General features: G+C 69.2%; 20 protein-coding genes. 8 read left to right on the top strand and 12 right to left on the bottom strand.

Going from position 1 to position 21,036, the window contains the following annotated elements; all coding sequences use genetic code 11:
• Positions 1-74 precede the first annotated feature (74 nt).
• A complete protein-coding gene (locus AC1HFW_RS18995) occupies positions 75-2,138 on the bottom strand; it encodes an LTA synthase family protein (protein WP_479284878.1) in 2,064 nt (687 codons plus the stop codon).
• 253 nt (positions 2,139-2,391) lie between these two features.
• Complete coding sequence (locus AC1HFW_RS18990; RefSeq protein WP_479284874.1) at positions 2,392-3,321, bottom strand: LysR substrate-binding domain-containing protein; 930 nt, start codon at positions 3,319-3,321, stop codon at positions 2,392-2,394.
• 144 nt (positions 3,322-3,465) lie between these two features.
• Between AC1HFW_RS18990 and AC1HFW_RS18985 the strand changes: the two genes are divergently transcribed.
• Both AC1HFW_RS18985 and AC1HFW_RS18980 read left to right on the top strand, forming a co-directional pair.
• Positions 3,466-3,732 (top strand): DUF2917 domain-containing protein, encoded by a 267-nt coding sequence (locus tag AC1HFW_RS18985; RefSeq protein ID WP_479284872.1) that lies wholly within the window; start codon positions 3,466-3,468, stop codon positions 3,730-3,732.
• Positions 3,729-4,373: a DsbA family protein gene (locus AC1HFW_RS18980; protein WP_479284870.1), complete on the top strand. Its 645-nt coding sequence runs from the start codon at positions 3,729-3,731 to the stop codon at positions 4,371-4,373. The genes AC1HFW_RS18985 and AC1HFW_RS18980 overlap by 4 nt, the downstream gene beginning before the upstream one ends.
• Before the next feature lie 346 nt (positions 4,374-4,719).
• Here the strand turns inward: AC1HFW_RS18980 and AC1HFW_RS18975 are convergent, their stop codons facing one another.
• Both AC1HFW_RS18975 and adh read right to left on the bottom strand, forming a co-directional pair.
• Positions 4,720-5,097, bottom strand: coding sequence for a DUF779 domain-containing protein (locus AC1HFW_RS18975; protein ID WP_035359900.1), 378 nt, complete (start codon positions 5,095-5,097; stop codon positions 4,720-4,722).
• A gap of 85 nt (positions 5,098-5,182) precedes the next feature.
• Positions 5,183-6,712 carry an aldehyde dehydrogenase gene (adh, locus tag AC1HFW_RS18970; RefSeq protein WP_006392501.1) on the bottom strand — a complete coding sequence of 510 codons (1,530 nt, stop codon included), beginning with the start codon at positions 6,710-6,712 and terminating at the stop codon, positions 5,183-5,185.
• Positions 6,713-6,940: 228 nt separating this feature from the next.
• Between adh and AC1HFW_RS18965 the strand changes: the two genes are divergently transcribed.
• Positions 6,941-8,830, top strand: coding sequence for a sigma-54-dependent Fis family transcriptional regulator (locus tag AC1HFW_RS18965; protein ID WP_061072647.1), 1,890 nt, complete (start codon positions 6,941-6,943; stop codon positions 8,828-8,830).
• Positions 8,831-8,919: 89 nt separating this feature from the next.
• On the opposite strand, the gene trpC is transcribed toward AC1HFW_RS18965, so the two are convergent.
• The 6 genes from trpC to rpe form a co-directional block, all read right to left on the bottom strand.
• A complete protein-coding gene (gene trpC, locus AC1HFW_RS18960) occupies positions 8,920-9,708 on the bottom strand; it encodes an indole-3-glycerol phosphate synthase TrpC (protein WP_241068269.1) in 789 nt (262 codons plus the stop codon).
• A complete protein-coding gene (trpD, locus tag AC1HFW_RS18955; RefSeq protein WP_006392504.1) occupies positions 9,705-10,736 on the bottom strand; it encodes an anthranilate phosphoribosyltransferase in 1,032 nt (343 codons plus the stop codon). Before trpD ends, trpC begins: the two co-directional genes overlap by 4 nt.
• A gap of 12 nt (positions 10,737-10,748) precedes the next feature.
• Positions 10,749-11,315 carry an aminodeoxychorismate/anthranilate synthase component II gene (locus AC1HFW_RS18950; RefSeq protein WP_479284864.1) on the bottom strand — a complete coding sequence of 189 codons (567 nt, stop codon included), beginning with the start codon at positions 11,313-11,315 and terminating at the stop codon, positions 10,749-10,751.
• 59 nt (positions 11,316-11,374) lie between these two features.
• A complete protein-coding gene (trpE, locus tag AC1HFW_RS18945; protein WP_479284862.1) occupies positions 11,375-12,895 on the bottom strand; it encodes an anthranilate synthase component I in 1,521 nt (506 codons plus the stop codon).
• Positions 12,896-13,171: 276 nt separating this feature from the next.
• Entirely contained in the window at positions 13,172-13,879 is a 708-nt protein-coding gene (locus AC1HFW_RS18940) for a phosphoglycolate phosphatase (RefSeq protein ID WP_006392507.1), read from the bottom strand.
• Between the two features lie 11 nt (positions 13,880-13,890).
• Complete coding sequence (gene rpe, locus AC1HFW_RS18935) at positions 13,891-14,610, bottom strand: ribulose-phosphate 3-epimerase (RefSeq protein ID WP_054479312.1); 720 nt, start codon at positions 14,608-14,610, stop codon at positions 13,891-13,893.
• 45 nt (positions 14,611-14,655) lie between these two features.
• Here rpe and apaG point away from each other — a divergent pair, with 45 nt between their 5' ends.
• The 5 genes from apaG (at position 14,656) to AC1HFW_RS18910 (ending at position 19,492) form a co-directional block, all read left to right on the top strand.
• Positions 14,656-15,030 (top strand): Co2+/Mg2+ efflux protein ApaG, encoded by a 375-nt coding sequence (gene apaG / locus AC1HFW_RS18930; protein ID WP_006392509.1) that lies wholly within the window; start codon positions 14,656-14,658, stop codon positions 15,028-15,030.
• Between the two features lie 41 nt (positions 15,031-15,071).
• Positions 15,072-16,373, top strand: a complete 1,302-nt coding sequence (mltA, locus tag AC1HFW_RS18925; RefSeq protein ID WP_241068268.1) for a murein transglycosylase A — start codon at positions 15,072-15,074, stop codon at positions 16,371-16,373.
• Positions 16,370-17,539: a UbiH/UbiF family hydroxylase gene (locus tag AC1HFW_RS18920; RefSeq protein ID WP_479284858.1), complete on the top strand. Its 1,170-nt coding sequence runs from the start codon at positions 16,370-16,372 to the stop codon at positions 17,537-17,539. Before mltA ends, AC1HFW_RS18920 begins: the two co-directional genes overlap by 4 nt.
• A 129-nt stretch (positions 17,540-17,668) precedes the next feature.
• Positions 17,669-18,472 (top strand): DsbC family protein, encoded by an 804-nt coding sequence (locus AC1HFW_RS18915; RefSeq protein ID WP_479284856.1) that lies wholly within the window; start codon positions 17,669-17,671, stop codon positions 18,470-18,472.
• A gap of 63 nt (positions 18,473-18,535) precedes the next feature.
• On the top strand, positions 18,536-19,492 hold the full coding sequence (locus tag AC1HFW_RS18910; RefSeq protein WP_006392513.1) for a D-2-hydroxyacid dehydrogenase family protein: 957 nt from the start codon (positions 18,536-18,538) through the stop codon (positions 19,490-19,492).
• Between the two features lie 110 nt (positions 19,493-19,602).
• Here AC1HFW_RS18910 and ttcA read toward each other — a convergent pair whose 3' ends face one another.
• Both ttcA and folB read right to left on the bottom strand, forming a co-directional pair.
• Positions 19,603-20,604 carry a tRNA 2-thiocytidine(32) synthetase TtcA gene (gene ttcA, locus AC1HFW_RS18905; protein ID WP_479286527.1) on the bottom strand — a complete coding sequence of 334 codons (1,002 nt, stop codon included), beginning with the start codon at positions 20,602-20,604 and terminating at the stop codon, positions 19,603-19,605.
• 56 nt (positions 20,605-20,660) lie between these two features.
• A complete protein-coding gene (gene folB / locus AC1HFW_RS18900; protein ID WP_006392515.1) occupies positions 20,661-21,020 on the bottom strand; it encodes a dihydroneopterin aldolase in 360 nt (119 codons plus the stop codon).
• Between the last annotated feature and the right edge of the window lie 16 nt (positions 21,021-21,036).

Below are 21,036 nucleotides of genomic sequence, written 5' to 3'. Positions count from 1 at the left end.
GCCGGTCGACGCGTTCGCGCCGACGCGCGCGGCCCGCATGCCGGCGCCGCGCGGCCGCTTGCGCTTTCCATCCGTCAGGGCCGATCCGGACGCGGCGGCAGCTGGTCCTGCACCTGGTAGTTGATCTGCCATTGCAGCAGCGGCGCATAGGCGTCGAGCCGCGCCAGTTCGGCCGCCTGCGCCGGCGAGGCGTCGCGCTCGAACGTCAGCGCCAGGCCGGTGGCGCCGGCCCAGGGCAGCAGGCGGCCCGGCCGGTCGCGCCGGTAGGCGCCGTCGCGGGTGATCAGCAGGTTCGGATTGTTGAAGCCGAAGCACCATTGCGGATCGGGCCGCGCGGCCAGCAGGTCGCAGCCGCTGCGGAAATAGGGCGTGTCCGGCAGGCTCAGGTGGTACAGCGTGGGCAGGATGTCCTTGTGGCTGCCGGGGCGCGACGGGTCATAGGTCGATTGCCCGCGATAGGCGGGCGGCACATACAGGTAGAACGGCACCGCGCGCGCCAGCACGGCGTCGGTGTCGAGCGCATAGTCGACGCCCAGGATGTTGTGGTCGCCGGTGACGGCGACGATGGTGTTGGCGCCGTTGGCCGACGCCTTCAGGCCGGTCAGGAAGCGTCCCAGCTGGTCGTTGGCGTAGCGCAGCGTGTCGAAGGCCTGGTCCAGGCCGGTCCAGTCCTGGTAGTAGGGCAGCCGTTCCACGTCGGCCAGGTCCAGCCCCGCGCGCTGGCCGCCCGCCGGCAGCAGGAAGGGCGGATGGTGGGTGGTGGACAGGGCCACGATCAGCAGGCGCTCGCCCGCGCGGTCCGCCTGCGCCAGGCGCGCCGCGATGTAGCGGAACATGTATTCGTCCGGCACGCCCCAGACGCCGGGCTCGGCCTCGGGATAGCGCTGCCGCAGCGCCAGCTGGTCGATGAATTCGTGCGCGCCCAGGTGGCTGGCGAAACGCCCCAGGTCGCGCCAGGTGGCGGTGCCCGAGGTGACGAACACCACCCGGTAGCCGTGCGCCAGGAAGGGCGTGAAGGCGTTGCTGGCGAAGGTGGCATTGGCCGCCGACGACTGGCTGATGGCCGGCACCGGACTGCGCACCAGCAGCCGGCTGAGCGAATCGATGGTGCCGTTGCCCTCGGACAGGAAGCGATCGAAGCGCCAGTCCTCGCGCCAATGCGGACGCAGCGCGCCCAGCAGGTCGCGGCCGGGGCGGTCGAACGTATTCATGTGATGGCCCATGCTCTCCATCACCTGCAGCACCACGTGCGGCGGCCGGGCGCGGGCCTGCGGATTGGCGCCGGTGCTGGCCATGAAGGGCTGCAGGCCGTGTCCCGGCTGGCCCAGGAAGCGCTGGTACAGCGCCGCGCCCTCGTCGTCGGCGACGGGCGAGAAGCGCTTGTCGTTGTCGCGTTCGGACAGCGCCCAGAAGAACGCCGAGATGCCGTTGGGCGCGATGTCATTGAGCAGCCGCAGCGACGAGATGCCGGCGTCGTCCTTGTTGAGCGGGAAGGTGCCCAGCGAGCCGCGGCAGGCCAGCACGGTGATGCCGATGATCAGCGTCAGCCGCAACGTGCTCGGCGCCAACGCGCGCCGCGCCAGCCGCGCGCGCAGGACGCTGGCGCCCCAGCGGCGCACCAGCGCATAGGTGATGCCCAGCACGGCCGCCAGCAGCGCCAGCGTGCGCAGGATCGGGTAGCCGTGCCACAGCGTCACCAGGATGGCGTGGGTGTCGTCGTCCATCAGGCCGAACACGAAGATGTCGATCGAGCGCGAGAAGGTGGCGAAATAGCAGACGCTGACCACCGTGCTGGCGGCGAACAGGGTCGCCAGTATCGCGCCCAGCCAGGGCAGGCTGCGCAGCCACAACGCGTGCGCGACCGGCCGCGCGGCCAGCAGCAGCGCCGCCAGCAGCGGCACCGAGAACGCGATCGCCGCGACCTTGATGTCGAACAGCAGGCCGATGCCCAGCGTGCGATGCACGTCCTGCGCCAGCGTGGCGTAGGCGCCTGGCGGCGCGTAGGTCGCCAGCAGGTAGACGCGGCCGGCGCTTTGCACCAGCACCGACACCAGCCAGGGCGCCAGCAGGATCAGGAAGGATCGCTGGAAATTGAGGCACCAGGCTTGCCAGGCGTTGGCCGAACGGAAGAGCTTCATCTGCGTCGGAAAAGAAAAGCGGAGCGTTGCGCCGGGAAAAAGGCGTAACGGGCCCGCGAGCCGGCCGTCGGGACGGAGGCGCGGGGTTCATTCGCAGGGGGGAGCTCGGATCCGTGCGTGCTATGCAGGCCGCAATCTACAGCAGGGGGGACGCGAATCTATGAAGGTTTGTATAGAACTTGTAGTGCGCCGGACAAGACGTGAAGCCCGTCCGCCAGTCTGATACTGCTGACGGGCCGGGCGTGGGCCGTGTTTATCGGGCGGATTCCGGGGTCAACAGGCTGGCCGTGGTGGCGGCCTGCTGCACCAGCCAGCGTGTCACGATCTCGGCGTCGGGCGTGCTGCGGCGCGCGTTGCGCACCAGCCAGTAGGCATGTTCGGTGGCGTCGGCGGGTTGGCCGCCGACCGTGGCCAGGCGGTGATCGGCCAGCATCGGCGCGATCAGCGCCAGCCGCCCCAGCGCGATGCCGTGGCCGGCCAGGGCCGCATGCACGATCTGGTCGTACTGGTTGAAGCGCAGCATGCCCTTGGGCCGCACGCGGCCCAGGCCGCGCGCGTTGAGCCATTCCGACCATTGCAGCCAGGGGCGGGTGGGGTCGTCGAATTCCAGCAGCACGTGGCGCTGCAGCTCGCGCGCATCCAGGGCGCGGGCCTTGAGCGACGGGTGCGCCACCGGCACCACCGATTCGCCGAACAGCCAGACGGCGCCGTCCGGCACCGTGTCGCGCAGGCTGTAGCGGATGGCGATGTCGACGCTTTCGCGGTCGATGTCGATGACGCGGTTGTCCGCGGCCACGCGCACGTCGATGTGCGGATAGGCGGCCTGGAAGTCGCCCAGCCGCGGCAGCAGCCAGAGCGAGGCCACGCCGATGGTGGTGGTGACGGTGACCGGCGTGCGGCGCTCCGGCGCGCGCAACTGCTCGGTCAGGTCGCCCAGCTGGCTCAGCCACGCGTCCGCCATGCGGAACAGCTGCGCGCCCTCGGACGTGAACGAGACGCTGCGAAAGCCCCGCAGCAGCAGCGGCACGCCCAGGTGCGCCTCCAGCGCCCGGATCTGCCGGCTGACGGCCGATTGCGTCACGTGCAGGTCCTGCGCCGCCAGCGTGATGCTCATGCGCCGGCCCACGGCGACGAAGCCTCGGACCAGGTCAAGCGGGGGAAGTTTGGCCAGCGGGTATGACATTCGTGAAACTCATGCGTAGGCGGCGGAAATGTCGCTTGTGCAATATAACGCCTGCGGCGTCCAATATGACTCAGACGACGGGCGAAGCGGCAACACGCCAACCACGCCCGGCACGCTGGCCGCGGTTGCGGCGGGGGACGCGCCATGATCCGGCTATGTTGCACTGCGGGAATGTCATTCCGTTTGACCCGGGGTTCGACTATGCTGCTCAGGCGCGCGTCGGGCCTGCGGATCGAGTGCCGTGCCGGCACGGTCTGGCTGTCCGAATACCGACGACCGGACGACAGCCTGCTGCAGGCCGGCGAGTCGATCATCGTGGCCAGCAATCGCGACGTCGTCCTCAGCGGCCTGCCGGATGCGCAGGTCGCGCTGGTTTCCCAGGTTCCCAAGCCATTGGAGCTCTTGTCATGAATGCGCCCATGCCCGCCACGCCCCGCCTCGAGATGTGGTTCGATTTCGCCAGCCCCTACAGCTATCTGGCGATCGAGCGCATCGGCGAGCTGGCGGCGCAGGCGGACGTGCGGGTCGACCTGCGGCCGTTCCTGCTGGGCCCGATCTTCCAGGCCCAGGGCTGGAACGACACGCCGTTCCGCCTGTTTCCCGGCAAGGGCGCCTACATGATGCGCGACATCGCGCGGCTGGCCGAAAAGTACGGCGTGCCCTACAACCGGCCGCGCCTGTTCCCGCGCATGAGCGTGCTGCCGGCGCGCATTGCGCTGCTGGGCCAGGACGAGCCCTGGGGCCGCGATTTCTGCCTGGCGGTGTTCCGCGCCAATTTCCAGCACGACCAGGACATCCAGGCCGAGGACGTGGTGCACGCGCTGCTGACCGGCCTGTCGCTGGACGCCGACGCGCTGATCGCGCGCGCCAAGTCGGAAGCCGCCAAGGAGGCGCTGCGCCGCCGGGTCGACGAGGCCCGTCACCTGGGCCTGTTCGGGGCCCCGACTTTCCTGGTGGACGGCGAAATGTTCTGGGGCAACGACCGCCTCGAGGACGCGCTCGAATGGACCCGCCGCGCGCCCGTCAGCGCCTGGAGCGCCGCGGCCGGCTGATTTTCCGGCGGTCTCGATGCCGCCGTCCGGTCTGCGGCGGCCGTCGTGCTGACGGCCGCCAAGCCACCCTGTTTCTTCCCCTCGATGCTTTATCCGCAATGAAAAACAGCAGCAGTCCGCTACGCGGCGCACCCATGCCGGGCGGCCGTTCGTTCACGCAATTCCGTGCCGCGCGCATCCGGCGCGTGTCCTTTCAATGGCGGCAGGCGGCCGCCGAGCCGTCGCCCGGCGGCAAGGGCGACGGCTCGCGCCGAACCTGAAGGGCGCTCGCGGCGCCGCGATAGGCACGATCGCTGGCCTGTCCTGTCCAGCCCCGGCGCGCGCCCTGGCTGGCGACGCGCCGCGTTCAGCCGCGCGTGACCGGGGCCACCTGGGCCCATTCCTCGTCCGAGTACAGCCGCGAGCGCAACAGGAAGCGCTGGCCTTCGGCGCTGTCCAGGGAAAACGCGCCGCCGCGTCCGGGCACGGCGTCGATGATGAGCTGGGTGTGCTCCCAATACGTGAACTGGTCCTCGCCCATGTAGAACGGGCAGCCTTCCAGCTCGCCGAGCAGCACGTCCGAGCCGCCCACCATGAATTCGCCTTGTGCATAGCACATGGGCGAACTGCCGTCGCAGCAGCCGCCCGATTGGTGGAACATCAGCGGGCCATGCTTGGCGCGCAGCGTGTCGATCAGCGCGCGCGCCGCGTCGGTGGCGATCACGCGCGGGGTAGGTCCTGGCATAACGAGGCTCCCGCGGTCTCGCGCCGGCCTGCGCTAGCCGCCCCTCGCGGAGCGGCCGGCGCGGCGGCGCGAGGCCGCCCGTCGGTCAGAAGAAGCCCAGCTTCTTGGGCGAGTAGCTCACCAGCAGGTTCTTGGTCTGCTGGTAGTGGTTGAGCATCATCTTGTGGTTCTCGCGGCCGATGCCCGACTGCTTGTAGCCGCCGAACGCGGCGTGCGCCGGATAGGCGTGGTAGCAGTTGGTCCAGACCCGCCCGGCCTTGATGGCGCGGCCCATGCGATAGCACGTGTTGGCGTCGCGCGACCAGACCCCCGCGCCCAGGCCGTAGAGCGTGTCGTTGGCCAGCGCCAGCGCGTCGTCGGCGTCCTTGAACGTGGTCACGGCCACCACCGGCCCGAAGATCTCTTCCTGGAACACGCGCATTTTGTTGTGGCCCTTGAAGACCGTGGGCTGCACGTAATAGCCGCCTTCGAGCGCGCCCTGCATCTTGGCGCGTTCGCCGCCGGCCAGCACCGCGGCGCCTTCCTGCTTGCCGATGTCCAGGTACGACAGGATCTTCTCGAGCTGCTCGGTGGAGGCCTGCGCGCCCAGCATGGTGTCGGCGTCCAGCGGGTTGCCCTGCTTGATCTCGGCCACGCGCTTGAGCGCGCGCTCCATGAACTTGTCGTAGAGCGATTCCTGGATCAGCGCGCGGCTGGGGCAGGTGCAGACCTCGCCCTGGTTCAGCGCGAACATGACGAAGCCCTCGACCGCCTTGTCGAGGAAGTCGTCGTCCTGCGCGGCCACGTCGGCGAAGAAGATATTGGGCGACTTGCCGCCCAGCTCCAGCGTCACCGGGATGATGTTCTGCGACGCATACTGCATGATCAGGCGGCCGGTGGTGGTCTCGCCGGTGAAGGCGATCTTGGCGATGCGCTTGCTCGAGGCCAGCGGTTTGCCCGCTTCCAGGCCGAAGCCGGTGACCACGTTGAGCACGCCCGGGGGCAGCAGGTCGCCGATCAGTTCCATCAGCAGCAGGATGCCCAGCGGCGTCTGCTCGGCCGGCTTGAGCACCACGCAGTTGCCCGCCGCCAGCGCCGGCGCCAGCTTCCACGCGGCCATCAGGATCGGGAAGTTCCACGGGATGATCTGTCCGACCACGCCCAGCGGTTCGTTGAAGTGGTAGGCCACGGTGTCGTGGTCGATCTCGGACAGCCCGCCCTCCTGGCTGCGGATGCACGAGGCGAAGTAGCGGAAGTGGTCAATCGCCAGCGGGATGTCGGCGGCGCGGGCCTCGCGGATCGGCTTGCCGTTGTCCCAGGTCTCGGCGGTGGCCAGGCGTTCCAGGTTGGCTTCCATCACGTCGGCGATGCGCATCAGGATCTGCGCGCGCTCGGCAGCCGGGGTCGCACCCCATTTGGGCGCGGCGCGATGCGCGGCATCCAGCGCCAGGTCGATGTCGCGTTCTTTCGAGCGGGCGTTGCGGGTCAGCACCTGGCCGGTGACCGGCGTGACGTTGTCGAAGTACTCGCCGTCGGCGGGTTTTTGCCATTTGCCGTCGATGAAGTTGTCGTACTGCGTCCTGAGGTCCAGGCGCGTGCCATAGGATTCGGGGGTGACGCGGGTCGCGATGTCCATGCTTGTCTCCGGTATTGTGGGAATGACGGCAGTCGGGTGCCTGTTTTCCATCAAGCAAATCGCGTGCCATCCGGGGGTTCTTCGCTGGACAAGCGCGCGTGCCGCGTGCGAAAGTAGATTTCCACGCGCCGGCAAAGGGCGTGGGCGGCGGATCGCCGCCTCAAGGTGTCGCGTTTCGCGACACTGTCGCGGAACAGGTGTCGCAGAACACCGTCCAAGGAGACATGCATGGCCACTCAATCCCGTCGGCAATCGCTGACGCAAGCGCGCCAGCTGTTCAACCAGCAAGGCGTCGTGCCCGGCGGGCTGGTCGCCGAGCCCATCCTGCGATCCTGGCGCCGCTGCGCCGATCTGGGCTTCGACATGCGCGGCGCGCGCCGCGCCGAACCCATGACGGCCGGAGAGCTGCGCGAGGCGCGCGAACGCAACGAGGCCCTGCGGCGCCTGTCCGAACCCGCCATGTCGCTGCTGCGGCGCGAAGGCGGCAGCGACGGGCTGGTGATCCTGTCCGACGCGCAGGGCCTGGTGCTCGACAGCGATGGCGATATCGATTTCGCGCAGCGCGCCTCGCGCGTGGCGCTGATGCCCGGCGCGCCGTGGGACGAAGCCGCCGCGGGCACCAACGCCATCGGCACCGCGCTGGTGGAAGGCCGGCCCATCGTCGTCGATGGCGCCGAACACTATTTCGAACCCAATCGCATCCTGACCTGCGCGGCGGTGCCCATCACCGACAGCGAGGGCCGCATGCTGGGCGTGCTGGACCTGTCGAGCCCGGCGCGCGAGATCCGTCCCGACGCGCTGGCGCTGGTGCGCGCGGCGGTCGACCTGATCGAGCATCAGCTGTTCGACACGGCGCACGAGCCCTGCGCGGTGCTGCGCCTGCATGCCGACCGCTCCGGCCTGGGCACGCCCGGCGAGGCCCTGCTGGCCTTCCAGGGCGACCTGCTGGTGGGCGCCAACCGCCGCGCCCTGCAGATGCTGGGCCTGGCGCCCACGGCGCTGGGCGTGTATCGCTACGGCGACCTGTTCGATGGCGACCTCGATCACAGCCCCGACGCGGCCGGCCGGGTGCATGCGCGTGCCGGCGCGATCTACCATGCGCGCCTGCGCCTGCCGCGCGCGCGTGCGCCGGTGGCGCCGCAGCCGACCCTGCGCCTGCCCGCGGCATCGCCGTCGCCGGCGCCCGTGGCGCGCGGCGGCCTGGCCAGTTTCGATGCCGCCACCCTGGGCGCGCTGGCGCGCGCGGTGCACCTGTCGGACGCGGGCGTCTCGATCCTGCTGCAGGGCGAGACTGGCGCGGGCAAGGAGATCTTCGCGCGCCAGTTGCATGCGCGCAGCCGGCGCGCGGCCGGCCCCTTCGTGGCGGTCAATTGCGCGGCGCTGCCCGAGAGCCTGATCGAGTCCGAGCTGTTCGGCTACGAGGACGGCGCCTTCACCGGCGCGCGCCGCCAGGGCAGCAAGGGACTGCTGCGGCAGGCGCATGGCGGCGTGCTGTTCCTGGATGAGATCGGCGACATGCCGCTGGCGCTGCAGTCGCGCCTGCTGCGGGTGCTGCAATCGCGCGAGGTGTCGCCGCTGGGCGCGGCGCGGCCGGTGCCGGTGGACTTCACGCTGGTGTGCGCGACGCATCGCGCGCTGGCCCACGATGGCCCCGATGCGCCGGTGCGCGCCGACCTGTATTTCCGCATTGCCGAGTACACGGTGACGCTGGCGCCGCTGCGCGCCCGCGCCGACCTGCGCGAGCTGCTGCGTTCGCTATGGGCCGCGCAGGGCGCGGGGCCGGTGCTGCCGACCGAGATCGAGGACACGCTGGCGCACTACGCCTGGCCCGGCAACTACCGGCAGCTGGCCGCGGTGCTGCGCACGCTGCACGTGCTGGCCGGGGCCTCGGGCGTGGTCGATCGCGAGATGCTGCCGGCGGACATCCGCGGCCTGCCGGCGCCGGCGCCCGTGGCGGCCGCGGGCACCGCCAACCTGCAAGCCCTGGCCGACGACGCGATCCGCGCCGCGCTGGCCGCGCATGCGGGCAACGTCAGCGCCGCGGCGCGCGCGCTCGGCGTGCATCGCAGCACGCTGTACCGGCGGGCGGCGGCGCTCGGCCTGGCGCGGCCGCACTGAGCGCGCGAACGCCCGCCCGGCGCGGCCGGGACGGGCCGCGCCACCGGGCAGGCCGGCACTGCGTGAGGAGGGAAGGACGCGGGGCTGGCTCAGCCGACCACGCGCGCCAGTTCGGCGCCCGGGTCCGAGGCGCGCATGAAGGCCTCGCCCACCAGGAAGGCGTCGACCTTGTGCTCGCGCATCAGCTTGACGTCTTCCGGCTTGAGGATGCCGCTTTCGGTCACCACGCGCTTGCCCGCGGGAATGCGCGGCAGCAGGTCCAGCGTGGTCCGCAGGCTGGTCTCGAAGGTGCGCAGGTTGCGGTTGTTGATGCCCAGCAGCGGCGTCTTCAGCGTCAGCGCCACGTCCAGTTCCTGGGCGTCGTGCACTTCCACCAGGACGTCCATGCCCAGCTCCATCGCCAGCGTTTCCATGTCGCGCAGCTGCGTGGGCGTGAGCGCGGCCACGATCAGCAGCACGCAGTCGGCGCCCATCGCGCGGGCGGCGATGATCTGGTACGGATCGATCACGAAGTCCTTGCGCAGCACCGGCAGCGAGCACGCCGCGCGCGCCTGGCGCAGGTGGTCGTGCGAGCCCTGGAAGAACTGCACGTCGGTCAGCACCGACAGGCAGGCCGCGCCGTGCACGGCATACGAGGCCGCGATTTCAGCCGGTTGAAAGGTCTCGCGCAGCACGCCCTTGGACGGCGACGCTTTCTTGATTTCGGCGATCACGCCGGCCTTGCCCTGCGAGATCTTGTCTTCGATGGCCTGGGCGAAGCCGCGCACGTCCTGGCGCGCCTGCGCCTCGCGCAGGACTTCGGCTTCGCTGCGCATCTGGCGCGCGGCGGCGACTTCCTCGACCTTGACGGCGAGGATCTTCGCGAGAATATCGTTCATTTCTGGAATTTCCGGGTATATGCGCAGAAATCTTCCAGCTTGGCTCGTGCCGCGCCGGTGGAAATCAGTTCAAATGCTAGCGCTAACGCTGCGGGAATGGAATCGGCTTTATTGCCTGCGTAGATGGCGAGACCCGCATTCAGCGCGACGATGTCGCGGGCGGTGCCCTCGACATTGTCCAGCGCCTCTATGACAAGCTCGCGCGACTGTTCGCGATTGGACACCTTGATGCTGCGATTGGACATCATGGATAGCCCGTAGTCCTCGGGATGGATCTCGTACTCGCTGACCTTGCCGTCCTTGAGCTCGCCCACCAGGGTGGCGCCGCCCAGCGAGGCCTCGTCCATGCCGTCCTTGCCGTGCACCACCAGCACGTGGCGCGAGCCCAGGCGTTCCAGCACCCGCACCTGGATGCCGACCAGGTCGGGGTGGAACACGCCCATCAGCTGGTTGGCGGCGCCGGCCGGGTTGGTCAGCGGACCGAGGATGTTGAAGATGGTGCGCACGGCCAGTTCCTTGCGGACCGCGGCCACGTTCTTCATGGCGCCGTGGTGCGCCGGCGCGAACATGAAGCCGATGCCGGTGGCCTGGATGCACTCGGCCACCTGCTCGGGCGTCAGCACCAGGTTGGCGCCCAGCGCTTCCAGCACGTCGGCGCTGCCGCTCGAGGACGAGGCGCTGCGGTTGCCGTGCTTGGCGATCGGCACGCCGGCCGCCGCCGCCACGAACATGGCGGTGGTGGAAATGTTGAACGTGTGGCTGCCGTCGCCGCCGGTGCCGCACATGTCGAGCAGGTCTTCGGGGTTGGGCGTGACCACCGGCGTGGCGAATTCGCGCATGACCTGCGCGGCCGCGGTGATTTCACCAACCGTTTCCTTTTTCACGCGCAGGCCCATCAGCAGCGCGCTGGCGATCTGCGGCGACATCTCGCCGCGCATCAGCATGCGCATCAGGTGCAGCATTTCGTCGTGGAAAATTTCGCGGTGCTCGATACAGCGCGTCAGCGCTTCGGAGGGGGAGATCGTCACGGTGCGTCCTTCTTAGGCGAGGTTCAGGAAATTGCGCAGCAGGGCGTGGCCGTGTTCGCTGAGCACGGATTCGGGGTGGAACTGTACTCCGTACAGGGGCAGCGTCTTGTGGCGCACGCCCATGATGTCGCCATCCGGGGCCGTGGCGGTCACGGTCAGGCACTCGGGCAGGGTCGCCGGGTCGATGGTCAGCGAGTTGTAGCGGATGACAGTGTACGGCGTCGGCAGATCGGTGAAGATGTCCGTCCCGGTATGCGAGATGCGCACGGTCTTGCCGTGCATGATCTGCTGGGCGCGGACGATGTTGCCGCCATAGGCGGCGCCGATGGCCTGGTGGCCCAGGCACACGCCCAGGATCGGCTTCTTGCCGGCGAAGGCCTGGATGACGGGCACCGAGATGCCGGCCTCGGCCGGCGAGCACGGGCCGGGCGACACGCAGATGCGGTCGGGGTTGAGCGCGGCGATCTCTTCCAGGGTGATCTGGTCGTTGCGTGCCACGCGCACGTCCTCGCCCAGTTCACCGAAGTACTGGACCAGGTTGTAGGTAAACGAGTCGTAGTTGTCGATCATCAACAGCATTTTTTTCTCCAGGCGGGCCGGCTCGCGGCCCGGGGCGGTCATTGGGGGCGTCGGGCGTCTCAGATGGGCTCGTCCAGGCCGTGCTGGACCTGCTCGGCGGCGCGCAGCACGGCGCGGGCCTTGGCCTCGGTCTCGGCCCATTCGGCTTCGGGATTGGAGTCGGCGACGATGCCGGCGGCGGCCTGCACGTACAGCGTGCCGTCCTTGATGACGCCGGTGCGGATGGCGATGGCCACGTCCATTTCGCCGCCGTAGCTGAGGTAGCCGGCCGCGCCGCCGTAGATGCCGCGGCGCACCGGTTCGAGTTCGTCGATGATCTTCATGGCCTCGACCTTGGGCGCGCCGGTCAGCGTGCCGGCCGGGAACGAGGCGCGCAGCACGTCCATGCTGCTCATGCCGGGATTCAGGTTGCCGGTGACGTTGGACACCAGGTGCATCACGTGCGAATAACGCTCGATCACCATGGTGTCGCTGACCTTGACCGAACCCACTTCGGCCACGCGGCCGACGTCGTTGCGGGCCAGGTCGATCAGCATCACGTGCTCGGCCACTTCCTTCGGATCGGCCTTGAGCTCGGCGGCCAGGGCGGCGTCCTCCTCGGGCGTGGCGCCGCGCTTGCGGGTGCCGGCCAGCGGACGGATGGTGACCTGCGACTTGGGTGCGCCGTCCACCACCACGCGCTCCTGGCGCACCAGGATCTCGGGCGACGCGCCCACCACCTGGAAGTCACCGAAGTTCCAGAAGTACATGTAGGGGGAGGGGTTGAGCGACCGCAGGGCGCGGTAGAGGGAGAGGGGCGAATCGCGGAAGGGCTTGGCGATGACCTGGCCGATCTGCACCTGCATCAGGTCGCCGGCGGCGATGTGTTCCTTGGCGCGGTGCACGGCCGCCAGGTAGTCTTCCTTCTTGAAGTCGCGCCGTTCCTCGGTCTGCATGCTGGCGTGGCTGTACGGGATTTCCACCGGGCGTCGCAGGCGCGCGCGCAGGTCGTGCAGGCGCTGCTGGGCGCGGCTGTAGCTTTCGGGCTGGCCCGGGTCGGCGTAGACCATCAGGTAGATGCGGCCGGCCAGGTTGTCGACGATGACCAGCTCGTCCACGTGCATCAGCATCAGGTCGGGCGTGCCGCCTTCCATGCCGGCCGGGAACGGCTTGACGGCGGGGCCCAGGCACGGCTCGATGTGGCGCACGGTGTCGTAGCCGAAGTAGCCGGCCAGGCCGCCGCAGAAGCGCGGCATGCCCGGGCGCAGGGCGACCTTGAAGCGGCCCTGGTACTGCTCGATGAAGGCCAGCGGGTCGCCGTCATGGGTTTCCACCACCTTGCCGTCGTGCAGCACCTCGGTGCGGGTGCCGCTGGCGCGGATCACGGTGCGGGCCGGCAGGCCGATGAAGGAATAGCGGCCGAAGCGTTCGCCGCCCACCACCGATTCCATCAGGCAGGTCATGCGGCCGGCCTGCTGGCCGGCATGGGCCAGCTTCAGGTAGATGCCCAGCGGGGTGTCCAGGTCGGCGTAGGTCTCGGCCACCAGCGGGATGCGGTTGTAGCCTTGGGCGGCGAGGGCTTTGAATTCGATTTCGGTCATGTCGGTCTCGGGGGCGATGGGTATCTGCTTGGGACCAGGCACACAACAAAAAGCCCGGTCCAGGTTACTGGTTCCGGGCTTGGCTCTGTGTTCTACACAGTATCGGCGCTAGGCGGTGTGGTACGCGTCTAGGGCCGGGAAGGGAATCATCGCCACCCGGAAGACAAACGCCACCAGCGCCACGAGGCGCCGAGCATTTGGTTCTGGATGGAAACGTTCATCAGGGAGATATCGGTTCGATAGTCAGGTATGCCGTCAAAGGCGTGGACCCCGGCTTCAGGCCTGGGCTTTCGCGGCGTTCTGGTTTTGATTCCAGAGCTCCACCCACTGGGCGGCGTTGACAAGCGTGTCCACTATACCATCGACATCGAGCTCGCGCACGTCACGTCCTTCGTTGTAGCCATACGGCACCACCAGCACCTGGGTGCCGGCGCTGCGGCCGGCCTGGGCGTCGTTGATGGAGTCGCCGATGGTGACGGCCTCGGCCACCGTCACGCCCAGCAGTTCGCAGGCGTGCAGCACCTGGTCCGGGTCGGGCTTGCGGCGGGCGCAGGTGTCGCCGCACACCACCGCGTCGAAAAACCCGGCCAGGCCGGTGCGTTGCAGCAGCGGCAGGGTGAATTCGGTGGGCTTGTTGGTGACCACGGCCAGCTTCAGGCCCTGTTCGCGCATGTGCTTGAGGCCCTCGATGACGCCCGGGTAGACCTGGGCGCGTTCGCCGTTGACCAGGTGGTAGTGGCGGTAGAAGGCCTCGCGCGCCCGGTCGAAGTCCTCGGGCGAGGGATCGGCGGCGTCCAGGCTGCCGGCCAGGCTGCGGCGCACCAGGTTGTCCACCCCCTTGCCGACGAAGGTGGCCACGACATCCTCGCGCAGCGCGATCATGCCGAGTTCCACGCGCATGGCGTTGGCCGCGAAGGCCAGGTCGGGGATGGAGTCGAGCAGGGTGCCGTCCAGGTCCAGCAGCGCGGCGCGAAAGGGAGTCATGGCGGGGTTCCTCAGACGGCGGTGGTTTCGCCGATGGCGATCTGCTCGCGCATGGACTTGATGATGCCGGGGTAGTCGGGCTTGCCGAAGATGGCCGAGCCGGCCACGAAGGTGTCGGCGCCGGCGCGGCGGATCTCGGCGATGTTGTCGATCTTCACGCCGCCGTCCACCTGCAGCACGATTTCCTGGCCGCCGGCCTGGGTCCAGGCGTCGATGCGGGCGCGGGCCTCGCGCAGCTTGGTCAGCGCGCCGGGGATGAAGCTCTGGCCGCCGAAGCCGGGGTTGACCGACATGATCAGCACCAGGTCGACCTTGTCCATGACGTGGTCCAGGTAGGACAGGGGCGTGGCGGGGTTGAACACCAGGCCGGCCTTACAGCCGTTCTCGCGGATCAGCGACAGGGTGCGGTCGACGTGGCGGCTGGCTTCCGGGTGGAAGCTGATGTAGTTGGCGCCGGCCTTGGCGAACATCGGCACCAGGGCGTCCACCGGCTCGACCATCAGGTGCACGTCGATCGGCACGGAAACATGGGGACGGATCGCCGCGCAGACCATCGGGCCGATGGTCAGGTTGGGCACGTAGTGGTTGTCCATCACATCGAAATGGATCCAGTCGGCGCCGGCGGCGACGACGTCACGCACTTCCTCGCCCAGGCGGGCGAAGTCGGCGGACAGGATGCTGGGCGTGATGCGGGTGGTGGTAGACATGGCGTTCGGGGTGGGTGAAGGCATAATGTGCCATTATTGCAGCTTGCTCGTGCCACACAGGAAAGGACTGTGAAACCCTACGACCTGAGCGTCTCCGTCTCGCCGCGCTTCGTGCCAGAACAGTCCGATCCGGGTGAGCAGCAGTTCGTGTTCGCCTATACCGTCCGCATCACCAATACCGGTGAGCATCCGGCCCAGGTGATCAGCCGCCACTGGATTATCACCGATGGCAACCAGCGCGTGCAGGAAGTGCGCGGGCTGGGCGTCGTGGGCCAGCAGCCCCTGCTGGCGCCCGGCGAGACCTTCGAGTACACCAGCGGCTGTCCCTTGCCCACGCCGGTCGGGACGATGCGCGGCACCTACCATTGCGTCGGCGAGAACGGCATTCCGTTCGAAGTGCCGATTTCCGAATTCGTCCTGGCCATGCCGCGCACCCTGCACTGACGCGGGGCGCGGCCACACGTTGTACGGTTTTCCATCTGCTCATGAAGCGCATTCTTAGCCTGTCCGTGCTGTCGGTTCTGCTGGCGGCATGTACCACCACCTCAGAGATCCCGCCCGAATCCGGCGAACCCGGCGCCACCGGCGCGCGCCCCGCGGCCGTCGACGGCCCGCTGGTGGTGCCGTCGCTGTCGGCCCTGCCCGACACGCCGCCGCGCGCCCTGGCCGGCAAGTACAAGCCCGGCACCTGGGCCGAGATGCCGGGCTGGACCAGCGATGACCTGGCCCAGTTCTGGCCCCTGTTCCTGCGCAACTGCAAGGGGCTGATGCGGCCGACCAGCGGCAACCTGGCCGCGCCCGCGCGCGCCGCCCCGCGCGCCTGGCAGCCGGTCTGTGCCGCCGCGGCCGACTCGGCCCGGGCGCCGGCCGCCAACGACCCCGAGGGCGTGCGCCGCTTCCTGCAGACCTACCTGCAGCCGTGGCGCCTGAACGCCGCCGACGGCAAGCCGGCCGCCAACACCGTCACCGGCTACTACGAGCCGCTGGTGCGCGGCTCGCGCCGCCAGGGCGGCAACTACCAATGGCCGCTGTACGCGGTGCCGGCCGACCTGCTGACGATCGACCTGGGCTCGGTCTACCCCGACCTGGCCGGCAAGCGCGTGCGCGGCAAGCTGGAAGGCAAGCGCGTGGTGCCCTACGACACCCGCGCGGCCATCGAGTCCTCCGGCCGCCGCCCGCCGGTGGTGGTGTGGGTGGACGATCCGGTCGACAACTTCTTCCTGCAGGTGCAGGGCTCGGGCCGCGTGCTGCTGACCGACGGCCCCGACAGCGGCAAGACCATCCGCGTGGCCTACGCCGACCACAACGGCCAGCCCTACGTGTCCATCGGCCGCTGGCTGGCGGACCGCGGCGAGCTGTCGGCCGACCAGGCCTCGATGCAGAACATCCGCGCCTGGGCGCAGCGCAATCCCAAGCGCGTGCCCGAAATGCTCAATGCCAACCCGGCCGTGGTGTTCTTCCGCGAAGAGCCGGTGATCGACCCCGAACTCGGCCCCAAGGGCGCCTATGGCGTCAACCTGGCGCCGAAACGCGCCATCGCGGTGGACGCCGGCTTCGTGCCGCTGGGCACGCCGGTGTTCCTGGCCACCACCTTCCCGGCCTCCGACCGGCCATTGCAGCGCCTGGTGTTCGCGCAGGACACCGGCACCGCCATCCGCGGCGCGGCGCGCGCCGACTTCTACTGGGGCTACGGTGACGAGGCCGGCCAGCAGGCCGGGCGCATGAAGCAACGCGGCCAGATGTGGCTGCTGTGGCCGAAACAGGCCGGGGAGCCGAGCGCAAGATGACACACCAGATCGTGGTTTGCGGGGCCGGCATCGTCGGCCTGGCCTCGGCCCTGGCGCTGGCCCGCCGCGGCCAGCGCGTGGCCCTGCTGGCGCCGCGCGTGACCGTGCCGCCGGCCGATCCCAACCATTACCATGCGCGCGTCTACGCCATTTCGCCCGCCAGCCAGCGTTTCCTGGCCGAGCTGGGCGTATGGGACGCGATGCCCTCGGCCCGCCTGACGCCGGTGCAGGCCATGGAGATCCATGGCGACGCCGACGGCCTGGTGCACCTGAACGCCTGGCAGGCGGCCCTGCCGCAACTGGCCTGGATCGTCGAGTCGGGCGAGATCGAGCGGGTGCTGATCCAGGCGGTGCGCATGTTCGGCATCCCCTGGCTGGAAGACCGCTGCACCGGCTACCAGGCCGGCGCGGTGGACACCGAGAGCGGCGCCCGCATCCAGGCCGAATTGTTCGTCGGCGCCGATGGCGCGGCCTCGCCGCTGCGCACCGCCGCCGGCCTCAAGCACGACGCCGTCTCCTACAACGACACCGGGCTGGTGGTGAACCTGGACGCCGAGCGCGCCCACCAGGGCACCGCCTTCCAGTGGTTCCGCGACGACGGCGTGCTGGCGCTGCTGCCGTTGCCCGACACCGCCGATGGTCCGCAGGTGTCGATGGTCTGGTCCATGCGCAACGAGCAGGCCCGGGAATTGCTGGCCTTGCCGCCCGAGGAACAGTCCGCGCGCCTGGAATCGATGCTGGAACACGCGGCGCAGGGCCGCTTGGGCCGCCTGAAGGTGCGCAGCAAGCTGCACGGCTTCCCGCTGACGCTGGAACGCGCCCAGATGGTGGCGCCCGGCATCGCGCTGGCCGGCGACGCCGCGCACCGCCTGCATCCGCTGGCGGGGCAGGGCCTGAACCTGGGCCTGGGCGACGTCGAGGCGCTGGCCCGCACCGTGGCCGGACGCGAACCCTACCGCCAGGCCGGCGACCTGCGCGTGCTGCACCGCTACCAGCGCGCGCGCGCCGAGCCGGTGCTGGCGCTGCGGCTGGCCACCGACGGCCTGCACAAGCTGTTCGGCTCGCGCGCCACGCCGCTGGTCTGGCTGCGCAATGCCGGCATGCACTGGGTCGAGCGCGCGCCGCTGGTCAAGCGCCGCCTGATCGCCGGGGCATCGACCAATTAGGGACCGGTTCCAGGGCGGAACCTGCCCGCCACTGGGCCGGTCTGATTCCCTGGAGGCCGGGCCGGGCATGGCGCCGGATCGGTTACGCTTTCGGCCAACGAAGGCGACACGTCACATACAGGAGTCCCCATGAATTTCCGTTTTTCCGCCACGCTGGCCGCCTGCTTCATGGCCGCGGGCCTGGGCCTGTCGGCCGGCGCCCAGGCGCAGGCGACGGGCGACAAGTCCGTGTCCACCAGCACGGTCGGCCAGGCGGGCAAGGGCAGCAAGAGCTATTCCACCACCCAGATGGCGCCGGCTGACCCCGTGGCGGACGCGGTCAAGGACCGTTTCAAGCAGCGCTTCACCGGCATGGACGTGACCGCCGTGCGCCGCACGCCCTATGGCCTGTTCGAAGTGCAGCTGGGCATGGACCTGCTGTACACCGATGAAAAGGTGACCTGGGTCATGGAAGGGCCGTTGATCGATGCCATGACGCGCCGCGACGTCACCCGCGAGGCGCAGGAAAAGCTCGGCTCCATCCCGTTCGACCAGTTGCCGCTGGACCTGGCCATCAAGCAGGTCAAGGGCGACGGCTCGCGCAAGGTCGCCATCTTCGAGGACCCCAACTGCGGCTACTGCAAGCAGTTGCGCAAGACGCTCGAAGACGTCGACAACCTGACCGTCTACACCTTCCTGTACCCGATCCTGTCGCCCGACTCCAACGTCAAGGTGCGCGACGTCTGGTGCGCGAAGGACCCGGGCCAGGCCTGGGACGACTGGATGCTGCGCGGCCAGAAGCCGGCCACCGCCAATTGCAGCGTGCCTGAAGACAAGCTGCTGGCGCTGGGCAAGCAACTGATGGTGCGCGGCACGCCCACCTTGTTCTTCGCCGACGGCACGCGCATCAGCGGCGCGCTGCCGCTGGACCAGCTCAAGGCCCGATTGAACTGACCGGCGCGGGTCGCGTCGGCCGGGCGGCTGGCGCGGCAAGCGCCACGCCACCCGGAGACAGACTTGAAAATCGCAATACTCGACGATTACCACGACGTCGCCAAGCGCTACGCGGATTGGGGATCCCTGGGCGGAGACGCCGAAGTGCGGATCTTCAACAACTTCATTCCCGATGACCAGGTCCTGGCCACGCTCGAGCCCTTCGACGTGATCGTGGCCATGCGCGAGCGCACGCCGTTTCCCGCCGACCGCATCCGCGCGCTGCCGAACCTGCGCCTGCTGGTCACCACCGGCATGCGCAACAACGCCATCGACATGCAGGCCTGCGCCGCGCAGGGCATCGTGGTCAGCGGCGCGCCCGGCAGCGCCGACGCCAATACCGCCACCGCCGAACTGGCCTGGGCCCACATCCTGGGCCTGTTCAAGCACCTGCCCGCCGAAGACGCCGCCATGCGCCGCGGCATGTGGCAGACCGCCATGCCCGAGCCGCTGGCCGGCAAGCGGCTGGGCGTGCTGGGGCTGGGCAAGCTGGGCAGCGCGGTGGCCAAGGTCGGCCAGGCGTTCGGCATGGACGTGGTGGCCTGGAGTCCCAACCTGACCGACGAGCGCGCCGCCGAGGCGGGCGTCACGCGGCTCGACAAGCATGAGCTGTTCGCCACGTCCGACGTCATCAGCCTGCACCTGATCCTGTCCGATCGCAGCCGCCACATCGTCGACGCCGCGGCGCTGGCCGCGATGAAGCCGACCGCCTACCTGGTGAACACCTCGCGCGCCGGCCTGGTGGACCAGGCGGCGCTGATGGACGCGCTGGTGAAGTTCCGCATCGCCGGCGCCGGCCTGGACGTCTATCCGGAAGAGCCGCTGTCGCCCACCGACAACGTGCGCGACCTGGACAACGTGATCCTGACGCCGCACCTGGGCTACGTCAGCCGCGAGAACTTCGAGGCCTTCTACCGCAACGCGCTGGAGGCCGTGAAGGCCTGGCGCGGCGGCCAGCCGGTGCGGGTGCTGAACGCCTGAAGCGCCATTCTTGAGGCGGCTCGGCGATGAAAAGGCCCCGAATATCCGGCTCGCACGCGGGATGTTTTGGGGCCTTTTACCGTCCGCGCCGAGCGCGGACGGGGCGGCGTTCAGCCGCGGGTGAAGGTGACTTTCTTTTCGACGATGCCGGCCGCATCCGGCGTGGCCGGCGTGTCGCCACAGGCCTCGTCCGCATCGTCCGACGGATCGACCGCGTCGAACGCCGTGTCGCCGTTGGCGTCGGGCACGCCGGTCGGCTTGAGGCCGACGAAATCGAACAGGTCGCGGTCCATCAGGTGCGACGGCACCACGCGCGACAGCGCGTTGAAGACGTTCCACGAGCGGCCCGGGTGCTGCCTGTCCCATTCCTTGATCATGCGGCCGACTTCCTTGCGCTTCAGGTTTTCCTGGGAGCCGCACAGGTTGCAGGGAATGATCGGGAACTGCTTGAGTTCGGCGTAGGCGATCAGGTCGGTTTCCGGCACGTAGGCGAGCGGGCGAATGACCGTGTGGCGGCCGTCGTCGGACACCAGCTTGGGCGGCATGCCCTTGGCCTTGCCGCCGTAGAACAGGTTCAGGAAGAACGTGCCCAGGATGTCGTCGCGGTGATGGCCCAGCGCGATCTTGGTGGCGCCCAGTTCCGAGGCCACGCGGTACAGGATGCCGCGGCGCAGGCGCGAACAGAGCGAGCACATCGTCTTGCCCTCTTCGAGCACGCGCGTGACGATCGAATAGGTGTCCTGCGTCTCGATGTGGAACGGCACGCCCAGCTCGGTCAGGTAGCGCGGCAGGATGTCGGCGGGAAAGCCGGGCTGCTTCTGGTCGAGGTTGACCGCGACCAGCTCGAACGGGAACGGCGCGCGCTTCTGCAGCTGGAGCAGGATGTCCAGCATGGCGTAGGAGTCCTTGCCGCCCGACAGGCACACCATCACGCGGTCGCCCGCCTCGATCATGTTGTAGTCGGACAGGGCGCGGGTGGTCTCGCGCGCCAGGCGCTTGGTGAGCTTGTTGCCTTCGTGGCGGGCTTTTTTCTCGTCGGGCCGCCCCACGGGAAAAACGCCCCCTTGGGGGGCAGCAAGCGCGCTTTGCGCGTGCGGCGTGGGGGCCTTGATTTCTTCGGCTTCGGTGCGGAAGCGGACTTCGGGGGGAGTGGCGATGTCGTTCATGGTCAACGCGAGATCTGGATTTCCACGCCCACCGCCGCACAGTCGGAAAAGGCCATGGGCTTGCTGATGCGCAGGCGCAGCGAGCGGATTTCATGGAAGTCGGCCAACAGGCGCGCGGCGACTTGTTCCACCAGGGTTTCGATCAGGTTCACGTGCGCCTGGGTGCACTCCTCGACGATGGCCTCGCGCAGGCGGCGATAGTCCAGCACGCTGTGGATATCGTGATCGTCGACCGAGCGCTGGATGTCGACATCGAACTCGGCATCGACGTGCAGCGGCTGGGTGGCGCGGCGTTCGTGTTCGAGGATGCCGATGCGGGCGTCGAGCGCGAGTCCGGAAAGGATGATGCGGCGTGTGGGCATGATGAAAACCTGGGTG

The organism is Achromobacter sp. ISS7, assembly GCF_056523125.1.
The sequence above is the reverse complement of the archived record's forward strand: the minus strand, read 5'-3'. Positions and strand labels throughout refer to the sequence as shown.

What these genes read in the sequence shown, in the direction of transcription:
- AC1HFW_RS18995 (WP_479284878.1), bottom strand. Translation starts at nt 2,138, where the DNA reads ATGAAGCTCTTCCGTTCGGCCAACGCCTGGCAAGCCTGGTGCCTCAAT.
- AC1HFW_RS18990 (WP_479284874.1), bottom strand. Translation starts at nt 3,321, where the DNA reads ATGTCATACCCGCTGGCCAAACTTCCCCCGCTTGACCTGGTCCGAGGC.
- AC1HFW_RS18985 (WP_479284872.1), top strand. Translation starts at nt 3,466, where the DNA reads ATGATCCGGCTATGTTGCACTGCGGGAATGTCATTCCGTTTGACCCGG.
- AC1HFW_RS18980 (WP_479284870.1), top strand. Translation starts at nt 3,729, where the DNA reads ATGAATGCGCCCATGCCCGCCACGCCCCGCCTCGAGATGTGGTTCGAT.
- AC1HFW_RS18975 (WP_035359900.1), bottom strand. Translation starts at nt 5,097, where the DNA reads ATGCCAGGACCTACCCCGCGCGTGATCGCCACCGACGCGGCGCGCGCG.
- adh (WP_006392501.1), bottom strand. Translation starts at nt 6,712, where the DNA reads ATGGACATCGCGACCCGCGTCACCCCCGAATCCTATGGCACGCGCCTG.
- AC1HFW_RS18965 (WP_061072647.1), top strand. Translation starts at nt 6,941, where the DNA reads ATGGCCACTCAATCCCGTCGGCAATCGCTGACGCAAGCGCGCCAGCTG.
- trpC (WP_241068269.1), bottom strand. Translation starts at nt 9,708, where the DNA reads ATGAACGATATTCTCGCGAAGATCCTCGCCGTCAAGGTCGAGGAAGTC.
- AC1HFW_RS18950 (WP_479284864.1), bottom strand. Translation starts at nt 11,315, where the DNA reads ATGCTGTTGATGATCGACAACTACGACTCGTTTACCTACAACCTGGTC.
- trpE (WP_479284862.1), bottom strand. Translation starts at nt 12,895, where the DNA reads ATGACCGAAATCGAATTCAAAGCCCTCGCCGCCCAAGGCTACAACCGC.
- AC1HFW_RS18940 (WP_006392507.1), bottom strand. Translation starts at nt 13,879, where the DNA reads ATGACTCCCTTTCGCGCCGCGCTGCTGGACCTGGACGGCACCCTGCTC.
- rpe (WP_054479312.1), bottom strand. Translation starts at nt 14,610, where the DNA reads ATGCCTTCACCCACCCCGAACGCCATGTCTACCACCACCCGCATCACG.
- mltA (WP_241068268.1), top strand. Translation starts at nt 15,072, where the DNA reads ATGAAGCGCATTCTTAGCCTGTCCGTGCTGTCGGTTCTGCTGGCGGCA.
- AC1HFW_RS18920 (WP_479284858.1), top strand. Translation starts at nt 16,370, where the DNA reads ATGACACACCAGATCGTGGTTTGCGGGGCCGGCATCGTCGGCCTGGCC.
- AC1HFW_RS18915 (WP_479284856.1), top strand. Translation starts at nt 17,669, where the DNA reads ATGAATTTCCGTTTTTCCGCCACGCTGGCCGCCTGCTTCATGGCCGCG.
- folB (WP_006392515.1), bottom strand. Translation starts at nt 21,020, where the DNA reads ATGCCCACACGCCGCATCATCCTTTCCGGACTCGCGCTCGACGCCCGC.